Origin of the sequence: Pedobacter sp. R-06 (genome assembly GCF_049913135.1) — a bacterium.
Lineage (GTDB): Bacteria > Bacteroidota > Bacteroidia > Sphingobacteriales > Sphingobacteriaceae > Pedobacter.
In genome coordinates, this window is the sequence record NZ_CP183977.1 from 4,921,096 (window position 1) to 4,941,243 (window position 20,148).

Annotated in this window: 18 protein-coding genes; 10 read left to right on the forward strand and 8 right to left on the reverse strand. The window is 36.5% G+C overall.

Annotation, left to right across the window (positions count from 1 at the left end):
- Positions 1-93: 93 nt before the first annotated feature.
- Complete coding sequence (locus tag ACN9MR_RS19830) at positions 94-1,515, reverse strand: TlpA family protein disulfide reductase (RefSeq protein ID WP_426326275.1); 1,422 nt, start codon at positions 1,513-1,515, stop codon at positions 94-96.
- A 52-nt stretch (positions 1,516-1,567) separates the two neighbouring features.
- Entirely contained in the window at positions 1,568-3,337 is a 1,770-nt protein-coding gene (locus tag ACN9MR_RS19835; protein WP_426326276.1) for an AMP-dependent synthetase/ligase, read from the reverse strand.
- A 253-nt stretch (positions 3,338-3,590) separates the two neighbouring features.
- Between ACN9MR_RS19835 and ACN9MR_RS19840 the strand changes: the two genes are divergently transcribed.
- Positions 3,591-4,055 (forward strand): hypothetical protein, encoded by a 465-nt coding sequence (locus tag ACN9MR_RS19840; protein WP_426326277.1) that lies wholly within the window; start codon positions 3,591-3,593, stop codon positions 4,053-4,055.
- A 113-nt stretch (positions 4,056-4,168) separates the two neighbouring features.
- Here the strand turns inward: ACN9MR_RS19840 and ACN9MR_RS19845 are convergent, their stop codons facing one another.
- The gene (locus ACN9MR_RS19845) at positions 4,169-4,606 is read right to left on the reverse strand and encodes an energy transducer TonB (protein WP_426326278.1); all 438 of its coding nucleotides are present in this window, start codon (positions 4,604-4,606) and stop codon (positions 4,169-4,171) included.
- A 120-nt stretch (positions 4,607-4,726) separates the two neighbouring features.
- Positions 4,727-6,505 (reverse strand): M61 family metallopeptidase, encoded by a 1,779-nt coding sequence (locus tag ACN9MR_RS19850; RefSeq protein ID WP_426326279.1) that lies wholly within the window; start codon positions 6,503-6,505, stop codon positions 4,727-4,729.
- A gap of 424 nt (positions 6,506-6,929) precedes the next feature.
- Between ACN9MR_RS19850 and ACN9MR_RS19855 the strand changes: the two genes are divergently transcribed.
- The 8 genes from ACN9MR_RS19855 to htpG all read left to right on the forward strand — a co-directional run bounded on the left by ACN9MR_RS19855 (position 6,930) and on the right by htpG (position 17,486).
- Positions 6,930-8,030, forward strand: coding sequence for an efflux RND transporter periplasmic adaptor subunit (locus ACN9MR_RS19855; RefSeq protein ID WP_426326280.1), 1,101 nt, complete (start codon positions 6,930-6,932; stop codon positions 8,028-8,030).
- The gene (locus ACN9MR_RS19860; protein ID WP_426326281.1) at positions 8,027-8,422 is read left to right on the forward strand and encodes an efflux RND transporter permease subunit; all 396 of its coding nucleotides are present in this window, start codon (positions 8,027-8,029) and stop codon (positions 8,420-8,422) included. The genes ACN9MR_RS19855 and ACN9MR_RS19860 overlap by 4 nt, the downstream gene beginning before the upstream one ends.
- Positions 8,422-11,532 (forward strand): efflux RND transporter permease subunit, encoded by a 3,111-nt coding sequence (locus tag ACN9MR_RS19865; RefSeq protein ID WP_426326282.1) that lies wholly within the window; start codon positions 8,422-8,424, stop codon positions 11,530-11,532. Before ACN9MR_RS19860 ends, ACN9MR_RS19865 begins: the two co-directional genes overlap by 1 nt.
- A gap of 1 nt (position 11,533) precedes the next feature.
- Positions 11,534-12,844 (forward strand): TolC family protein, encoded by a 1,311-nt coding sequence (locus ACN9MR_RS19870; RefSeq protein WP_426326283.1) that lies wholly within the window; start codon positions 11,534-11,536, stop codon positions 12,842-12,844.
- A 17-nt stretch (positions 12,845-12,861) separates the two neighbouring features.
- Positions 12,862-13,725 carry an N-acetylglucosamine kinase gene (locus ACN9MR_RS19875; RefSeq protein ID WP_426326284.1) on the forward strand — a complete coding sequence of 288 codons (864 nt, stop codon included), beginning with the start codon at positions 12,862-12,864 and terminating at the stop codon, positions 13,723-13,725.
- Between the two features lie 115 nt (positions 13,726-13,840).
- On the forward strand, positions 13,841-14,233 hold the full coding sequence (locus ACN9MR_RS19880) for a response regulator (RefSeq protein ID WP_051691826.1): 393 nt from the start codon (positions 13,841-13,843) through the stop codon (positions 14,231-14,233).
- 106 nt (positions 14,234-14,339) lie between these two features.
- Positions 14,340-15,077: a DUF4241 domain-containing protein gene (locus ACN9MR_RS19885; RefSeq protein WP_426326285.1), complete on the forward strand. Its 738-nt coding sequence runs from the start codon at positions 14,340-14,342 to the stop codon at positions 15,075-15,077.
- Between the two features lie 522 nt (positions 15,078-15,599).
- A complete protein-coding gene (gene htpG / locus ACN9MR_RS19890; RefSeq protein ID WP_426326286.1) occupies positions 15,600-17,486 on the forward strand; it encodes a molecular chaperone HtpG in 1,887 nt (628 codons plus the stop codon).
- Positions 17,487-17,629: 143 nt separating this feature from the next.
- On the opposite strand, the gene ACN9MR_RS19895 is transcribed toward htpG, so the two are convergent.
- Both ACN9MR_RS19895 and ACN9MR_RS19900 read right to left on the reverse strand, forming a co-directional pair.
- A complete protein-coding gene (locus ACN9MR_RS19895; protein ID WP_426326287.1) occupies positions 17,630-18,124 on the reverse strand; it encodes a type I restriction enzyme HsdR N-terminal domain-containing protein in 495 nt (164 codons plus the stop codon).
- A gap of 21 nt (positions 18,125-18,145) precedes the next feature.
- Entirely contained in the window at positions 18,146-18,520 is a 375-nt protein-coding gene (locus tag ACN9MR_RS19900; protein WP_426326288.1) for a hypothetical protein, read from the reverse strand.
- Positions 18,521-18,902: 382 nt separating this feature from the next.
- Here ACN9MR_RS19900 and ACN9MR_RS19905 point away from each other — a divergent pair, with 382 nt between their 5' ends.
- Positions 18,903-19,646 (forward strand): LytR/AlgR family response regulator transcription factor, encoded by a 744-nt coding sequence (locus tag ACN9MR_RS19905; protein ID WP_426326289.1) that lies wholly within the window; start codon positions 18,903-18,905, stop codon positions 19,644-19,646.
- A 74-nt stretch (positions 19,647-19,720) separates the two neighbouring features.
- Here the strand turns inward: ACN9MR_RS19905 and ACN9MR_RS19910 are convergent, their stop codons facing one another.
- Together ACN9MR_RS19910 and ACN9MR_RS19915 are read right to left on the reverse strand one after the other, a co-directional pair.
- On the reverse strand, positions 19,721-19,861 hold the full coding sequence (locus ACN9MR_RS19910; protein ID WP_426326290.1) for a hypothetical protein: 141 nt from the start codon (positions 19,859-19,861) through the stop codon (positions 19,721-19,723).
- 55 nt (positions 19,862-19,916) lie between these two features.
- Complete coding sequence (locus ACN9MR_RS19915; protein ID WP_426326291.1) at positions 19,917-20,066, reverse strand: hypothetical protein; 150 nt, start codon at positions 20,064-20,066, stop codon at positions 19,917-19,919.
- Positions 20,067-20,148: the final 82 nt, after the last annotated feature.

Genomic DNA, 20,148 nt, shown 5'->3' on the forward strand with positions numbered 1-20,148 from the left:
TTTATATATTTTTTCGATTACCTCATTGTTTTTTCGGTAATCACTTTTCTTTTTAACCTTAATTTTCAGATAGAAAATACTTCTTTCTAGCAGCTATAAATATTTACTAATTTGTGCATGTAATTTTTCTTTATCACTTGGCCTTAAAGCATTATCAACAACTAATTTTCCATTTTTAATAATTAAATAACGTGGTATTCCAAAACTCCCGCTTTTTCCCAATTTATCGCTCAAATCTTTTTTCAAGGCTTGATTAGTCCGAACATGATTGCCAGAAAGTTTATAATATTTTATCATCTCTTTCCATTGCTGTGCTGCATCATCTTTATCTATAGAGATAAAAAGCATGTCAACCTGTTTTGCTTTGAGAAATTTCTCCAGGTCTTTACTATATTCAAATTCTTGTTTACATGGCCCACACCAGGTTGCCCAAATATCAACAAATACAGTTTTGTCTTTAAATTGGCCAATTAAACTATCCAGGCTATTAAATTTATCGTAGTTAGCCAATATTTTTTGTTCAGGTTCAAAATCGTTTTTTACCTTATTATGGTAGGCTATAATTTCATTGGCCATTGGTTGCAAATATGGCGTAAAATTACTTTTAGGATAGCTTTTTTTAAATGAATTGAACAAATCGACCAATACCTCCTGATAACTAGCCTGCAACATCTCCTCATATAGAAAGGTTGCCAGCAAAAATTCTTTCATTTTGCCTGTAAAATTATCTTCGAAAGCTTTATATATGATTTTAAATCCTGTATCCTCATCTTTTTTGGGCAATTTAATTCCTTTTTTTAGCGGGATGTAGTAATTGAGGTAAGTATTTACATAATATTTGGCGTGGTAGTAAAAATCCGGGTAAAAAGCATCTTGAAGATTATTCATTGAATACTTTTCATAGGTATCTGCCCACATTTTATCCAAATCGCTATTTATTTTTTGTTTTGTACTTAAAACTATCATTGGAATAGCGGCTTGCAAAATTATTTGTTCGGTTGAAAAATACCTTTTTATTTCGCTATAAAAGTTTACCGAAATCTCTTGTTTCGAAAATAGCTCAGCATAAGGTTTTAGTGCTTCATTCTTATCATTTTCGAGCAATTGATACAGACCGGCTGCAGTGCTATCTTTTTTATAATAATTTCCGGCCCTGTATTGATAAAACTCCGAATTTCTCTTGTTAAAAAGCAACATTCCTTTTTTGTTTTTATCGCTCTGAACCAAAATACCATTATCGAAAACTAAATGCGTAGTGCCGGGTTCTATTAACACTGTATTATTGTTAATTCTTAACCAAGCAAGTTTGTTAATCTTTAAAGAATAATTTACTGTACTATCATTGCCAAATTTAATCTCTTGCTTAGCAGGATAAAACCATGTATCATCCACAGGAATCTGAATAATTACCTTGTTATTTTTAGTATTTAAACTTTTGATATTAAGTCTTGCTTCCTGTGCAAAAGAAATTATTGCACCTGTAATTAGTAAAATAGACAAAATTATCTTTTTCATAATTTAACTTTTATTAAGGCTATTTTTCGACAATCCTTATTTGGAAATCTTTCTATGGTTTATAACCCTCTGCATCTTTATATATTTTTTCGATTACCTCATTGTTTTTTTCGGTAATCACTTTTCTTTTCAAGCTTAATTTTGGGGTAAGCTCACCGCCATCTATGCTCCACTCTTTAGGTAACAGCGCAAACCTTTTTACTTGTTCCCATTTACCAAAACCTACATTTGCCGCTTCGATAACCTCATTATATTTAGTGAGTACCTGTTCATTTTTGATAACCTCTTCGTTCGAGGTAAAAGCAATGCCTTTTCTTCCTGCCCAGGTTTTTAAGGTTTCGAAATTTGGGACAATCAATGCAGAAGGGAATTTTCTATTTTCACCCAAAACCATAATCTGTTCGATAAAAATCGATTCTTTATATTTATTCTCCAGCATTTGTGGGGCAACGTATTTACCACCTGCTGTTTTAAACATTTCTTTTTTACGGTCGGTTATTCTCAAAAAGCGACCATCAACCAATTCTCCAATATCTCCGGTATGGAACCATCCTTCTTGATCTACCGCCTCATCAGTTAAATCAGGTCGGTTGTAATAACCTTTCATTACCTGATGCCCTCTGGTTAACACTTCGCCATCTGGCGCAATTTTAACTTCCACACCTTTAATTACTTCACCAACAGTGCCGAACATCGTTCCGCCGAAATGATTAACCGTAATTACAGGTGAGGTTTCTGTTAACCCATATCCTTCAAAAACTGGCATACCCGCAGCCCAGAAGATTCTGGCCAAACGCGGATTTAGCGCCGCTCCACCCGATACAATAACTACAATTTCGCCACCTAAAGCTTCCTGCCATTTTTTAAAAACCAGTTTACGGGCAATTCCGAGTTTGAAGTTATACCAGGCCCCTGCATCAATTGTATATTTTTCTGCCAAAGCTACAGACCAAAAGAAAATCCCTTTTTTAATCCCCGTTAATGCTTTTCCTTTCTCCATAATCTTATCGTACACTTTTTCGAGAAGCCTTGGAACTGTAGAGAACACATTGGGTTTTACATGCTGAATATCGGCTACAATGGTCTCCATACTTTCGGCATAATAAATTCCTGTATAGTTAAACAGGTATAAATAAATGATCATCCGCTCAAAAATGTGCGAAAGTGGCAAAAAGCTTAACCCTTTTTTAACACCTTCGGGTATCACCACGGCCGAGTTAACAAAATTTGCTACCAGGTTATTGTGCGTTAGCATTACACCTTTTGGCGTACCCGTAGTGCCAGATGTATAAATTAGGGTCAATACATCTTCTGGGGCAACTTTAGCGCGATATTCTTCTAAATCAATATCTGTACTCGCTTTGCCCAGTTCAATTAATGTATTCCAGTTTTCGGTTTCTGTAATTTCGTTAAAACTATAAATCTTAATGGTTGGGTTTATCGCATCGGCACAGGGTTTAATTTTTTTATACAAATCTTCGTCGGCTACAAAAATAATGGCAATTTCTGCATCTTTTAGGATAAACTGGATATCGTGCTCGGCCAGGGTTGGATACAAGGGAATTTGGTAGGCGCCAATCTGGTTGGCTGCAAAATCGGCGATATTCCACTCGGGTCGATTATGCGACATTACAGCAACCCTACCTCCTTTGCCTATGCCTTGTTTAATTAATCCGCGGCTTAGGTTATCTACGGCAGTACAAAAATCGGTTGTACTATAATTTATCCATTTTCCGTTAATTTTTCCACTGATGAATTCTTGCTTAGGATTTTCGAGGCTATATTTCAAAAGATCAAAAACCCGTTTAATTTCTGCCGCCATATGAATTGTATATTATTTGGTTAAGTTAAAAAATCAAACATAAAGATTAACATCTATATGCCTTTTTAATGAAAATAATACCTCGTAGTTAATAAAACGCTGTATTTACTTTTCGTAAAAAAAATTTAAATAAACTTAGTAATTACAAAATTACTATGCAAGCATTGTTTTTTATCCTCATGGATTTTTACCAAAAAAACAGAAACGGCATTAAAGTTGTTAGGCTGATAATTATTTACAAAACATTTAAATTATGAAAAAGTTATTTACAATTTTAGGATGCATTGCATTGTTTGCCTTCACTACAACAAACGTTAAAGCCCAAAACTATAAAACCGGACTTGGTTTAGGTATTGACTTTGGTGATGGTGCTACATTGGTTGGTCCTTCAGTTAGGCATCACTTTAGCCCTAAAGCTGCACTTCAAGGTGAAGTTTTATTTGGTGGAAACTCTACTATTATCCAGGGATTTCTTCAATACAATTCATCTATCCCAGGTGCAAAAGGTTTAGACTGGTATTTAGGTGGTGGTCCATCAATTCAATTGTATGATGGTGGTTCTAGTTTTTACCTTGTTCCGATGGTTGGTTTAGATTATAAATTCTCTGGCGCACCATTGGCATTAGCATTAGACTGGAGACCAAGACTTTACATTGGCGACAACGATAGCGATTTTAACGCCGGAAGATTCGGTTTAGGCTTTAGATATACTTTCTAGGCGAGCGCATGGCGCTGAGCGCTAAGCGTAATTAAACGACATAAAAAATCCCGTAAGAAATTAATCTTACGGTTTTTTTTTTTATAAATAGGTCCTAATTATGATCTAATATTTTAATTAGTATAACACAAGGTAACCCGTGTTCGATAGCTCATTGCTACTTTTTTATTGTTACACTGTGCGGGTTCCCATTTCGGACAGGCCTGTAATAATTTTATCATGTTACGATCCAATTGCGTATAATCTTTAGCCTCTTTCTGATAAATGCCTACGTTTTTAACATGGCCAGAAGCATCAATTACAAAAGTTGGAAAAACAACTGATTGCAAGGACTCTTTATCTGCTCCTTTTAGTGGTACGTTAGAGATAAACCTATAAAATTTAGCAATTCCTCCAGGAAATTCGGGCATTTCATCAACTTCTGTATACACGAATAGGTGCAATTCTTTATCGTAATAGCCCTTACAAGAAGTTTGCTGTACAAAACCCTGCTTATCCTTTAAAAAAGAAAAGCTTAAAAGACACAATATAAATCCTAAATGTTTTATCATATACTGGTTTGTAACTGAACAAATATCTGAAATGAAAAATCCCTTAAGAAATTAATCTTACGGGATTTTTTATGAAATTTAAAATTAACTGCAAATTGAAAACCTTCAACTGCGAACGGCCTATACGCCTGTCCATTTTTTTAACACTGCTTTTTGAGCTGGTGTTGCATTTTCGTTTACGGTTGCTTTTAAGCGTACACTTGGATTTTCTTTCAAACTTAAAGAGATATCTTTTTCAAGTCCATCGCGGATTACCTTAACCGTTAGCTGATCGCCGATTTTTTTATCGGTAATGATGGGTAAAATATCTAAAGAAAATTTCGGTTCTTTTAGTTTCACATTTTTCAACACATCACTCAATGATGAGCCATCAATCAGAACAATTACATCGTTAACATTTAAACCACTTACCCAAGCTGCTGAGTTTCTGGTAACCGAAGTTACTTCTAAACCTTTTGTAGCCAATTGAACAGCCGCACCAGTAACCGGTTTACCAGGCGTTGCATTTTCTGTAGATACATCAACACCAGCATATGCAAAATATTTTACATAGTCTACATCGTCTACACCATTAACATATTTTGCCCAAAAGTTAGTAAAGCTAATTCCTGATACCTTTTCAACCATTGCTTTAAATTCTGCATCGGTATAACCTCGTTTTAAGGTTTTGCACTGCAAATACATGGCTTTCATTACATCATCTAAACTTTTAGCACCTTTGGTGGCGTTGATGATTTCGAGATCCATCAAAATACCGATCACTTCTCCTTTATTATAGTAAGAGATGGAATTGTTTTTTGAATTTTCATTCGGGCGGTAACCAATAATCCAGGCATCATAACTAGATGAAGCAGCCGACTGGTATTTAGCTCCAGGGGTATTTAATACCGTAGCCACACCCCCAGCGAGATCTTTCAAAAATTCGTTTACATCAGTAAAACCTGCTCTGTGCAAGTATTTATTTTCGTAATACGATGTAAATCCTTCAGCTACCCAAAGGTTGGTTGTGTAGTTTTCATTGTCATAATCAAAAGGGCCCAATGCTACCGGGCGTAGGCGCTTAACATTCCAAAGGTGATGATATTCGTGTGCAACTAAGCCTAAAAAGCCTTTATAACCTTCTGCAGTATTATAAGCATTTCTTGTAGCGCCTAAAGTTGTAGAGTTTAAGTGCTCTAAACCTCCGCCACCTTTTAAGAAATTATGAACAATGAAGAGGTAATATTTATTAGGGTTTTCGCCGTAAACTGCAGTTTCTTTTTCTACAATTTTAGCCATATCTACCTTTAGTTTCTCTTTATCGTAATTACCACCGCCGTACATGGCTACTTCATGGCGAACACCAGAAGCTGTGAATTCGAAAATATCCTGATTACCCACTTCAATAGGGCTATCGTAAAGAATATCAAAATCAGTAGCTTTATAGGTGAATTGCGCTCCAGCAATAGGTGTTAAACCGGTAGAAACTTTGCTCCAGGTATTAAAAGGAATAATTTTTACAGTGCTTGGCGATTTGATCATCCCATCAGGATGCATAAAAATCCCTGTTGGAGACAAGAATGCATGAGATTCGTCGATAAAAGGCGTACGCACCGAGATTTCGAATGCATAGACACGGTAATTGATCTGAATATTAGCAGCCTTAGCGGAAAAAATTCTCCAGGTGTTTTTCCTCACTTTTTCAACTTTTACAGCTTTACCTGCTGCAGTAGCCTTAAATTCTTCTACACTTTTTTCAAACTCACGAACCAAATAAGAACCTGGTGTCCAAACGGGCATTTTTACATCTACATAATCTTTTGCCAAGCCAGAAATATTCATCTGAACTTCAGCATAGTGTGCCTGCGGCTCCTTAAAAGAAACCTCAAAGCCTATTTTTACCTGCGCCTTCGCTGCCATAATACACGTTAGTAGTAAAACTAAACTTAAAATTGATTTTTTGTTAAACATATTGATATTGACTGTGTTTTGTTGCAAATTTAGACTTATTGGCGGGGTTTTGAAAGAAAAAGCCAGCTGGGGTGTAAAATAGTTGTTTCCATCAGGTTGGTTCATGGTTGATGGTTGATGGTTTTTTAGCTAACCTAACCCTAAAAACCAATTGGCTCTCTCATCTCTAACTTAGTTATGGGGATATAAAGGTCAATTATATTGTATTCCCAGGCTGATTTACTCCAAACTGATAACTGCCAACTCTAAACTGAAAAGCTGTAACATCCTTAATACAACAAATTTAGGACTAAACTATTTGAATATTTTTACCCTCTAATTCAAACATTAATTTTATTTTAATGTAGGAATACGCACAACACAATAAATAAACATGAAGAAAAGGTATATTATCTATGCTGTTTTAGCTATAGGCTTGGCCTATTTGGTCTATTACAGAATTAACGCAAATAAAAAACTGGAAGGAAAAGGCGGAGCATCTGCCGGAGCTGGCAAAGGTAAAGCTGGTGGTAAAGGAGGTGCTTCTGCACCATTGGTAGTTGACGGAATCATAGTAAAACCAGTATCATTTGATAATGATCTGGAGGTAACTGGTGCTATTGATGCAAACGAATCTGTTGTATTGAAAAGTGAAGTTTCTGGATTGGTTACCGGCATTTATTTTAAAGAAGGCACGACAGTGTCGAAAGGAAGTGTACTGGTTAAAGTAAACGACAGAGATATACAAGCCCAATTGCAGGATGCACTAACAAAACAAAAACTTTCCGGAACAAACGAAAACCGGGCAAAACAGCTTTTGGCCAAAGGTGCAATCAGTCAGGAAGAATATGATACAGCGCTAGCCGATTTAAAATCGTTACAGGCACAGGCACAATTAATCAGGGCACAACTGGCTAAAACGACTATCCGCGCACCTTTTACCGGCAGAGTGGGTTTACGTAGTATTTCTGCAGGAACCTATTTAACACCGGCCACCGTAATTGCCAATTTGGTGAGCACCAACCCGGTTAAAGTTACATTTTCTGTTCCGGAGAAATATGCCGGGCAGATTAAACTGAATTCGGAAATTACCTTCACCACCGATGGTTCTTCCAAAGAGAATAAAGGAAAGGTTTATGCCATTGAACCTGGAATTAACGCCGCTACCAGAACGTTACAGATCAGAGCTTTGGCACCTAATGCAGACAATGCATTGTTACCAGGTTCTTTCGCCAAAATTAAGCTAGCCTTAAATACAGTGCAAAATGCCATATTAATTCCTAACGAAGCCGTAATACCTGTGTTAAAAGGTAAGATTGTTTATATCCAAAAAGATGGAAAAGCACAAGAGGTTAAAGTAGAAGCCGGCACACGTACTGATGAAAATATTGTAATTACCTCGGGATTAAAAGTTGGCGATACGGTTTTGACAACCGGATCGATGGCATTGAAGAAAGATGCCCCGGTAAAAGTTCATTTGGTTAAACAATTATGAGTATCTCAACCACGGGTATCAAAAAAGCAGCCTTTATTGCCATCTCGAATATGGTCTTTGGCTTGGTTGGCTGCAAGCAAACCCCTAAAGAGCGTGCTGTGATGCAGGTATATGTATCCTATACCGAGGCAGATTCGGCTACAGTAATGAAGGTTTTAGATCCTTTACAAAAAGAAATTTCAAAGATCAGCAATATCCATAAAATATCAACATCATCCCAAAAAGGTGCAGGCAATATTATAGTTGAATTTAATATGGATAAAAATATAGATAGTGCAGCTATCGAGGTACAAAACAGGTTAACTGTAGCTAACACAGGCTTACCAAAAGAAGCCAAAATATATTGTTTTAGAATGAACAACGAGCATAAAAAAAATAAATACAATCAATAATGAGTATTTCAACCACGAGTATAAAAAGGCCGGTTTTGGCCATTGTGATGAACTTATTGATTGTCCTATTCGGGATAATCGGCTATACCTTTTTAGGTGTGCGCGAGTATCCATCTATCGACCCAACAGTGGTTTCGGTAAGGACTTCATATCCCGGTGCCAACTCAGATATTATCGAATCGCAAATTACCGAACCTTTAGAAAAATCGATCAACTCCATTGATGGCATCCGAAATATTTCTTCATCAAGCAACCAGGGAACAAGCAATATCACCATAGAGTTTAACCTCGATAAAAATATAGAAGAAGCTGCGAATGATGTACGTGACAAAGTATCGCAGGCTGCCCGTACCTTACCAAAAGATATTGACGGTTTACCGGTAGTAAGTAAGGCCGATGCAAACTCCGACCCGATTTTATCGATGACGATCCAGAGCGATAAACGTAATACACTGGAATTAAGTGATTTCGCTGAAAACGTAATTGCCGACCGTATCCAAACCATTCCGGGTGTAAGTAGCGTTCAAATCCAGGGGCAACGGAAATATGCCATGCGTATTTGGATGGACCCGAATAAACTAAGTGCTTACGGCCTGACTTCGCAAGATATTGTTACCGCCTTAGATAATGAAAACGTAGAGCTTCCATCAGGAAAAATCACCGGAGCCACTACCGAGCTAACGGTTAAAACTTTAGGAAAACTGACCAACGAAAGCGAGTTTAACAACTTGATCCTAAAAACAGATAGCAACCAGGTAATCAAATTAAAGGATGTAGGTTATGCAGTTTTAGGGCCTGAAAACGAGGAAACCATTCTACGTGAATCGGGCAGACCGATGGTGGCCATTGCCATAATCCCTCAGCCAGGAGCCAATTACCTCGATATCAGTAAAGAGTTTTACAAGCGTTTTGATAAGCTAAAAGCCGATATCCCTCAAGACATTAAACTGAAAGTTGCATTAGATAATACATTATTTATCAAACGATCGGTAACCGAAGTTGCCGAAACCATTGGTTTATCATTGGTACTGGTAATATTAATCATTTACCTGTTTTTCAGAGATTGGGCCATTGCATTTAGACCATTAATCGATATTCCGGTATCATTGATTTTCACTTTCTTTATCATGTACGCCTTTGGGTTCTCAATTAATGTTTTGAGTCTGTTGGCGATCGTACTGGCAACAGGATTGGTGGTAGATGATGGTATTGTGGTTACCGAAAATATCTTTAAAAAGGTAGAAGAAGGGATGTCGCCCTTCGAAGCAGCCATTAAAGGATCGAATGAGATCTTTTTTGCTGTAATTTCGATCTCCATTACCCTTGCAGCCGTATTCTTACCGGTAATTTTCTTGCAGGGGTTTGTTGGCCGTTTATTTAGAGAGTTCGGAGTAGTAATCGGTGCAGCAGTACTGGTCTCGGCCTTTGTATCGCTTACTTTAACACCAATGTTAAATGCCTACCTGATGAAAAAAGGTGGACATAAACCATCCAGGTTTTACAATTGGACCGAACCCTATTTTGTAAAGTTAAATGATGCCTACGAATCGAACCTGAATAAATTTTTGGATAAAAGATGGCTATCCGTTCCGATCATTTTGGTTTGTATGGGCCTAATTTTCTTATTCTGGAAGATTTTACCAAAAGAAACCGCTCCGTATGATGATAGAAGTGCGATAAACATTAATGCGACTACTCCAGAGGGTGCATCTTTTACCTATACCGATCAGTTTATTATGAAATTGAACCAATTGGTTCTCGATTCAGTTCCCGAAAAAAATGTGAACATTACCATTACCTCACCAGGTTTTGGTGGATCAGGTTCGGTAAACTCTGGTTTTGTAAGGATGGGTTTGGTTGATCCCGAAGATCGTAAGCGTTCGCAAAAAGACATTGCCGATATGCTTACCAGGATTACCAAAAAATATACCGAAGGTAAAACTATTGTAAATCAACAACCAACTATCTCAGTTGGCCGTCGTGGGGGTTTACCGATCAGCTATATCATCCAGGCACAAAATTTCGAAAAATTAAGGGAGAAAATTCCTTTGTTTATGGATGCGGTATCAAAAGATCCAACATTCACCGTTTCGGATGTGAACCTGAAATTTAACAAGCCTGAAATTAATTTAACCATCGACAGGGATAAGGCCAAAAATTTAGGCGTTTCCATATCTGCTATTGCCCAAACCTTAAATTTAGGTTTAAGCGGTCAAAGGTTTTCGTATTTCTTCATGAATGGAAAACAATACCAGGTAATTGGCCAGTTCGATCGTGGAGACCGGAAAGACCCATTGGATTTGAGCTCGGTTTATGTACGTAATGATAAGGGCGAATTGGTTCAGCTCGACAATGTGGTTACTGCTAAAGAAGAAAGTAGTCCGCCACAGTTGTACAGGAACAACCGTTTTATCGCTGCAACTGTTTCGGCAGGGTTAGCACCTGGAAAAAGTATTGGTGAAGGTATTGATGCCATGGACGCCATTTCCAAAAAAGTATTAGATGAAACTTTCTCTACTGATTTAAGTGGAGAATCGCGGGATTTTAAAGAAAGTTCTTCAAATACCTTCTTTGCATTTGGTTTGGCCCTCCTACTCGTTTATTTAATTCTTTCGGCGCAGTTTGAGAGCTTCAAAGATCCAATTATTATCATTTTAACCGTACCTATGGCGGTTGCCGGTGCATTCTTATCGCTATGGTTATGTGGCCAAAGCTGGAATATCTTTAGCCAGATCGGTACCATTATGCTTATTGGTCTGGTTACTAAAAATGGTATTTTAATTGTTGAGTTTGCCAACCAGTTAAAAGAAAAAGGTATTCCGATCCCCGAAGCCATACGTGAAGCTGCTGTTTCGCGTTTGCGTCCAATTTTAATGACCAGTTTGGCAATTGCCATTGGTGCACTACCTATTGCATTGGCTTTAGGAGCGGCTGCAAAAAGTAGAATGAGTATGGGAACCGTAATTGTTGGTGGCACCTTATTCTCTTTGGTTTTAACCTTATTTGTAATCCCGGCTATTTACTCTTACTGGGCTAAACCATACAAACCGAATAAAGAATTGAAAGAAGCCCATCGTTTTGAACAAGAAGCTTTACATATAGAAGAATAAGATGAGCAAGAAATTAAAAATATTTATCCTACTGCTAAGCTTATCCCTTTCGGGCTTTGCACAAGAACAGCTGAGCTTGCAGGAAGCCATTACCATTGCTTTACAGAATAATTACGATATTAAAATCAGTAAAAACCAGATCGATATGGCAAAGAATAATGCCAATATCGGCAATGCTGGTATGTTGCCCAATTTAACCGGAAGTTACACTAATGGTGGAAGTATCCAGAACACCAGGCAAACCCCCGCAACTGGCCCTGATCGGGTAATTACAGGCGCAAAAAGTACCAATAACAGTTATGGAGCCGATTTAAACTGGACCATTTTTGATGGTTTTAGTATGTTCGCCAATTACGACCGCTTAAAAGAACTGCAAAAACAGGGTGAATTAAATGCTCGCTTAACCATTTTAACCACTGTAGCCGATGTAATTACAGCCTATTATGATATTGTAAGACAGCAGCAATTGGTTATAGCAGCCGATAGTGCTATGGATGTTTCGGTACTGCGTACCAGTATTGCCAAAACAAAACTGCAGCTTGGCCGCGGTTCTAAACTGGATGTATTAACTGCGCAGGTTGATTACAATACCGATACTTCAAATTACCTGCAGACTAAAAATGCTTTACAGGTAGCTAAAGTTCGTTTGAACCAATTAATGGTTAGAGATATTGGCACTTCCTTTTCTGTTGTTAATAACATTGACGTAGATAAAGGTATCCTCTTTAGCAAAATGGCCGAAATGGCCGAGCAGCAGAACCCGAGTGTACAAAACGCTTTTATCAATCAGCGGATCGCTTCCTTGATCTTAAAATCTGTACGTGGGGCAAGATATCCGTCAATCAGTCTAAACTCTGGTTACAGCAGGGCAAACAGTACCAGCCCCACGGGCTTTAACCAAAAATTTGCAGCAAATGGATTTACCTACGGCGTTACTGCAAGTATAAATTTATTTAATGGTTTTTTACAGCGCCAGCAAGAGCGCAATGCAAAAATAGAGATCGACAACTCTACCCTTACTTTAAACAAAACCAAGCTTGATGTAAACTCCCAGTTGCTTACTGCTTATCAAAATTACAGTACCTACCTGGATCTGATTAAATTAGAACAGCGGAATGTAGACATTGCAAAAGAAAACTTAGATATAACCTTAGCAAAATACCGTTTGGGTAGTATTGCCCCTTTAGAGTTAAGAGAAGCCCAGCGAAATGCAATAGACGCACGGAACCGTTTCATCGAAATGCAATATCAGGCCAAAATAGCCGAAACTACACTGAAAGAAATCAGTGGAAATATAAATTTATCTAATTAATTTTTATATTTAGTCCCATGATACTTGTTGCAGATAGTGGCTCATCAAAAACCGATTGGATGGGCTATCACAATGGCGAAACCATTAAATTTAGCACTCCTGGAATAAACCCTTATTTCTTAAGTGAGCAAGAAATTACCAAACTGATTTCTAAAAATGAACCCTTATTACAATATGCTGATGAGGTAAAAGAAATCTACTTTTTTGGAGCCGGTTGTTCTTCACCAGACAAACATGAAGTAGTCTCAAATGGTCTGTCAGCTGTTTTTGGTAAAGCTTTTATATCAGTAGATCACGATCTTCTGGGCTCGGTGTATGCTACATGCGGAAATGCCGAAGGCTTAAACTGTATTTTAGGCACGGGATCGAATATCTGTTATTTCGATGGAAAGAAAATCCACGATGGTCATCATGGCTTAGGTTATGTACTTGGCGATGAAGGTTCTGGCACTTTCTTTGGAAAAAAAGTACTTTTAAGCTATATGTACAATAAAATGCCATCCAACTTAGCGGCAGAATTTAAAAAATCTTTCCCAGCAGAAAAGGAACAAATTATTACCAACGTATATCAAAAACCTTTCCCTAATATCTATTTAGCAGGCTTTAGCCGTTTCATGGCCAGCCATAAAGACCATCCATTTATTCAGGATATTTTAAGATCTGGCTTTCAGGAATTTGTAGATACGAATGTTAAGGATTATCCTAAACATAAAAACGTTCCATGTCATTTTGTAGGCTCTATAGCTTATTATTATCAGGAAACATTAATTTCAGTATTATTAGAAAACGGCATTGAGCCTGGGAAAATACTACAGAAACCGATTGAAGAGTTATTTAATTTTATCTTAAATAAAGAAGGCATCGTACAACAAGCGAGTTAAAATCGATGTCTAATTTTTAGCTACTATAAATTTATTGTTAAAATATCCTTAAGATTGTAAACATAACAACATAAACTTTTGTTATATTTTTAACGGCATATAAATGCTAACACATATGAAGAGAATACTGGTAGTAGATGATGATATTGAGGTTTTAGAAACCATACAATTAATACTGGAAATCGGAGGATTTAAAGTTTCGGCACTAAATGATGGTGAAGAGATCTTTAACAGAATCGAAAAATTTAGTCCTGATTTAATCTTACTGGATATTTCTCTTGGGCACATCGATGGGCGTGTACTGTGTGAGCAGTTAAAATCAATTGAAAGTACCTCAAAAATTCCAATTTTACTGATTTCTGGTTTATACGATCCAAAAGATTTTACTACCTTAAACTACGGTCAGGACGATTTCTTATCAAAACCATTCCAAATGGATGTATTGCTTAAAAAGATCACTAAAATTCTTTCACTGGAAGAAGATAAACCAAGTTTTCTTTTAAATTAAGTTAATCCAACATTAAAATATTTAGCCAAGAGGATTTTTAAATCTGCTTGGCTTTTTTATTTAAAAAAACCAAAATTTATCTTTCTATCAAACAAATCTAATTACCATGATACCAAGCGATGAATGGTTAAAAACCTGGAACGAGAAACGTGCTTTACTAGCCTGCCCCAATAACTTGAATGATTATTTTGAGGAAACCTCAGTAGCTGGTAAAAAAATAGATCATCTGGAGCTGGGAAGTGTTTCTATTCCAACAGGAGAAATACTGGTCAGAGACCCACTTGTATATGTTCAAAAAGATGCTGAACCGTATTTAATTAAAGTCCCTAGAGGCGAATTTCCGGTAACTGCTGCCGTAGTTGTTCCTGATGGTGAAGATTGTGCCAGATATGCTGCCGTTAAGGTGCAATTTACAGCTTATGATGCAATACGCTTTGAAGAGGCGCTAATAGGAACAGAAGACCTTGTTGATTTTAACGAAGGAGAATTTTTTGGTTTTAATGTAGATGCAGGCCTGGCTTGTGTACTGGATAAAGAAACGTTAAACCATTTCTGTGCATTTCAAGACAGATTTAATAAGGAGAGTCCCGGTAAGAATCTCTATGATGATTACTTCGCTGCACTTTTTGCAAGTAATTATGCCGAAAACCCTGATTACCAGCGCGAAGGCGGCGATTGGATCAACTGGAAAATACCAGGAACCGATTACCATGTTCCATTTTTTCAAAGTGGTTTTGGCGATGGCACCTACCCTGTTTACTATGGTTTTGATATTGAAGGCAATATTTGCTCGCTGATTATTCAGTTTATTGATATTGAGCTGGCTTATGGAGAAGAGGAGTAAATTTCAATAAATAATACTGAGGCTTTGCTTTCCAAATCATGATTTAAGCTGTGTAATAATAAAAGCAACTAGTGATCTGTGAGACACAGACCACGGAATCGGCTGCTTAAAGGGTCTTCGACTCCGTTCAGGCTGACAATGGCTGTGTTTAACTTACAACATGTGGAAACACAGATCATTTAATAGACGGCATGAGGGGAAACCTTACCTACCGGCACTGCACTACTGGATCTAAACCCGATGGCACGAATGCCCCCGATTAAGCGCTGCTTTTTATTATGATATTGTGTGTGCTACAGGTTTCATCGGGGCAGAAGGTACAGCGGGACTAACATTGACTGAAATACAGGCCTTGCTTTCCAAATCATCATTTAAATTACGTCATAATAAAATAACTAATGGTCTGTGAGGTACAGCCACGAATCAGCAATGACGAGTTTATGAATGCTGTCATTTTGGCAAACAAATTCTTTTGGAACAACCCTTGTTATGCTGGATATAGATTAAACAATTTATTTACATATGAGCATACAAGAAAAAGGAAATATCTCTATACACACCGAGAATATTTTCCCGATAATTAAGAAGTTTTTATACTCTGATAACGAAATTTTTCTTCGTGAGTTGGTTTCTAACGCAGTAGATGCAGTCCAGAAAATTAAAAGACTAGGTTCATTAGGTCAGTTTAATGGCGAAGTTGGTCAACCATTGGTGCAAGTTGCGGTTGATAAGGATGCAAAAACCATCACCATTAGCGATAATGGTTTGGGGATGACTGCCGAAGAGATTAAAAAATACATTAACCAGGTTGCATTTTCTGGCGCAAGTGAGTTTGTAGAGAAATTTAAAGATGCTAAAGATGCCAATGAAATCATCGGTAAATTTGGTTTAGGTTTCTACTCGGCCTTTATGGTTGCAGATTTAGTTGAGATTGAAACCTTATCATACCAAGATGGCGCTGAACCTGCACGTTGGGTTTGCGATGGCAGTACAGAATTTGAAATTACTGAAGGCACTAGAACTACACGTGGTACTGATATTATCCTCCATATAAACAAAGATTCGGAAGAGTTTTTAGCAGAAAGTAAACTGCAGGAAATTCTTGATAAATATGCTAAGTTTTTACCGGTTCCGATTAAGTTTGGTACTAAAACAGAATCGGTTGAAGATGGCGTAGATGAAGAAGGCAAAGCGAAGTATAAAGATGTTGAGGTTGATAACATTATCAACACCACCAACCCGATCTGGACAAAAGCTCCTGCAGATTTGTCAGACGAAGATTATTTAAACTTTTACCGCGAATTATATCCATTTAGTGAAGAACCATTATTCTGGATCCACTTAAATGTTGATTATCCTTTTAATTTAACAGGCGTACTGTATTTCCCTAAATTGAAAAACGATTTCGAAATGCAGCGCAACAAAATTAAATTGTACTCTCGTCAGGTATTTATTACTGATGAGGTTAAAGACATTGTTCCTGAGTTTTTGATGTTATTGCACGGCGTAATCGACTCTCCCGATATTCCGTTAAATGTATCGCGTAGTTTCTTACAAGCCGATAGCAACGTTAAAAAGATCAACAACTACATTACTAAAAAGGTTGCTGATAAATTAGGTGAGTTATTTGCTAAAGACCGTAAAGCTTACGAAGATAAATGGAAAGATATTGGTCTTTTTGTAAAATACGGGATGATCAGTGAAGAGAAGTTTTATGACAAAGCCAAAGATTTTGCTTTAGTTGGAAACACTAAAAATGAGCTTTTCACACTTCCTGAGTATAAGGAGAAGGTAACAGCATTACAAACCGATAAAAACGGTACAGTGGTTTATTTATATACCAATGATGCTGCTAAACAAGATGCATTTATCCAATCGGCCAATAAAAAAGATTATGATGTTTTAGTATTGGATTCGCCAATCGACAATCACTTTATTAATCAATTGGAGCAAAAACTAGAGAAAACATCAATCAAACGTGTTGACTCGAGTGTTGCAGATAAATTAATTGAGAAAGATGAGCAGAACGAGCATGTTTTAACCGAAGATCAGGTAAAAGAAGTAACTGCAATTTTTGAAAAAGCCATTACCAAACCAGGTATGCATGTAGAAATTGTGGCTTTACACCCTGAAGAATTACCAGTTACCATTACCATGGATGAATTTATGCGCCGGATGAAAGATATGGCTGCAATGGGTGGCGGAATGGGCTTTTATGGCCAGATGCCAGACAACTATAAGGTTGCCATTAATGGAAACCATAAATTGGTAAGTAAAATTTTAAAAACTGAAGGAGAAGAGCAGCGCAACCTGGCTAAACAAGCGGTAGATTTAGCACTTTTAGCGCAGGGTATGTTAACCGGTGCAGAATTAACAGCTTTTGTAAGCAGAAGTGTAGAGCTGATCTAATCTGCATATTTAAATATATTAAAGGGCGAAATCGATCAGATTTCGCCCTTTTGTTTTTAAGCTAAGCCACAAAAAAAGTCCCGATTAGATCGGGACTTTTAGGTAAGAATTTTCGGGAACTCTTAGATTAAAATTAATATTGTTTAGCTTGCTATTGATGTTTGCTTTTGATCTACATTGAAGTAATCTTTATGGTCTTCGATCATTTTGGCAATGGTAGCCGCTTTAGTATCGGTTATTTTAAATTCGAACAATGGTTCTTGATTTTTCTTTGATCTCACCATTTTCTCTGTATAAAAGCGGTATACTAAACCATTGGTTAATAAACCATATTTAGCTTTTGTTTTACGGAAATACTTAGATAAGCGTGAATCATGGATATCTAAATTTTCAGCATGGTGTTTACATTCCACTAAAATTGTTGGTTCGCCATCTTTCATAATGGTGTAATCAACTTTTTTACTTTTTTTAACCCCGAAGTCTAGAACAGCTTCAGATTGAACCTCAGAAGGATCAAATCCTAAGATTTGGATAAAAGGCATAACTAACGCATTCCTTGTTAAATCCTCAGATTGAACTTGTGGAAGCATTTTCTTAATTCTTACGGCAAACTGCCCGATTTCGTCTTTCAATTCCATGATGTTATCTATTATAGGTAGTTAGTTTTTTAAATTGTATTGGTTAAATACCGAGTTTGCAGTGATAATAATTTGATCTAAACTTTGTTTATCAAAAAAATTTCTGTTCAGCATATCAATCATATAAGTCAATTTATTGATATCAGTTGCTCGCATGGTAAACTGAAAATTTTTCATACCATCTTTTATCGCCTGCTGAACGTAGTTACGTACAACCAGGAAAGATTTTCTGAATGCGTATTCGCTATCTAATTGGCCCTTAGCAAGGTTTTGTCCATCAAGATTGCTATATTCATTTTGCATTCTTTGGTACATATCTGCGTTGATTCCTTGATTTTTTAGAATCCCCTTGTAGTAGATTTTATTAAGTAAATACTCGTATTCGTTATGTTTCATGTGGAGGCTTGGTAGATGTAGGGGAATGTTTCTTTACTTTTCGGTATTTTTTGTTTTTTTTGGTTTTAATAAATCTTTAACCCAGTATTGTATGGCCTGTTTTTAATTTTATTATCTACAGGCTACACAAGATTGGGCAGGTAGATGTTTTTCACAATTAGTAGTTTTCACTGCTAACTATTTTTGTTTCTGGCAAACAGTATAAAGATTATAAAAAGAAGGGGTTCGGGTAATTTTTTTACATCAACCACCCAGAATATTACACGAAACCCAGGTTTTTTTTAGACGAAACCTTAGCTAAGTTTTTTTAGTGGTATTGTTAATTCAATTCATTTTTATTTAACTTGCATTCAAATCAAATAAAACAAACATATTTATACTCATGAATCTAAAATGCGTTGTTATAGACGACGAGCAACATGCAATTGAAGTATTAACTGACCACATTGCGGAAATGCCTGGTTTAACAGTTTTTAAAACCTTTACCAGCCCTGTCCAGGCACTTACAGAGATCAGTATCGAGGACGAAATTGATTTATTGTTTATGGATATTGATATGCCAGGAATCAATGGATTGGAACTGGCTAAAAATATCAGAGAAAAAGCAAAATATTTGATTTTTACTACTGCGCATCCTGATTATGCCTTGCAAGCATTTGATGTACAATCAGATCAGTACTTATTAAAACCTATTTCCTTTGCAAAATTTGCATTAGGTATTGACAGGATCTTAAAAAAGGAAGCAAATAATACCAAAGTTAGTACGAAAGAAGCTGATCAGGTGGCGGCCCTTTATATTAAAGGCGACCATAAATATGCTTTTTCTAACATCGCCATTGATGAAATACTTTACATCAAAGCGCTACAGAATTATATACAGATTATTACTAAATCTGAAACCCACACTACCTACCTTACCCTTAAGGAAATTGAAAAGGCTTTAGAAAACCACCCATTTATACGGGTCAATAAATCGAATATTGTTGCTAAAGCGGCAATTAAAAAAGTAGATGGAAATATAATCCGTTTGGTAAATAACGAGATGATCCAAATTGGCGAAGGTTATAAAGAAGCTTTCTTCGCCTATGTACAGAGCAGTTTGTTAAAATCTAATCGTAATCAGTAATTAGATAGAATCGATCCAGCTAGTTGTTACGATCGTGTGGATTTGGTTTCCTATAGGAGCAGTAAGTTTGGAAACTAAAATTCCATGATGAAACTTGTCATCACAGTATGACTAATATCACCTGTTGGATTAGTTTCATAGTTGTTTTGATTTTTGATTTTTTTATAAACAAAAACAGTTTTTTTAGCAAGTTTAATAGTCTGTTGAGTTTTCATGGTATTAAATGTTAAATATGATGATATAATTTATTAAAATGAGTTCATTATGAAATTAAAATTCCATGATAAAACTTGTCATTACCGTATGGCTCATATCACCGGTTGGATTAGTTTGATAGTTGTTTTGAGCTTTAACGTTTTTATAAACAAAAACAGTTTTTTTAGCAAGTTTAGCTGAAGTATTTGTGTGTTGAGCTTTCATAATATATTGTATTTAAATTTTGTTATTTATTGTTGTTATTTATTTCTGTAAAGATGCAGCTCAAAATTACGCCCAGCCAATT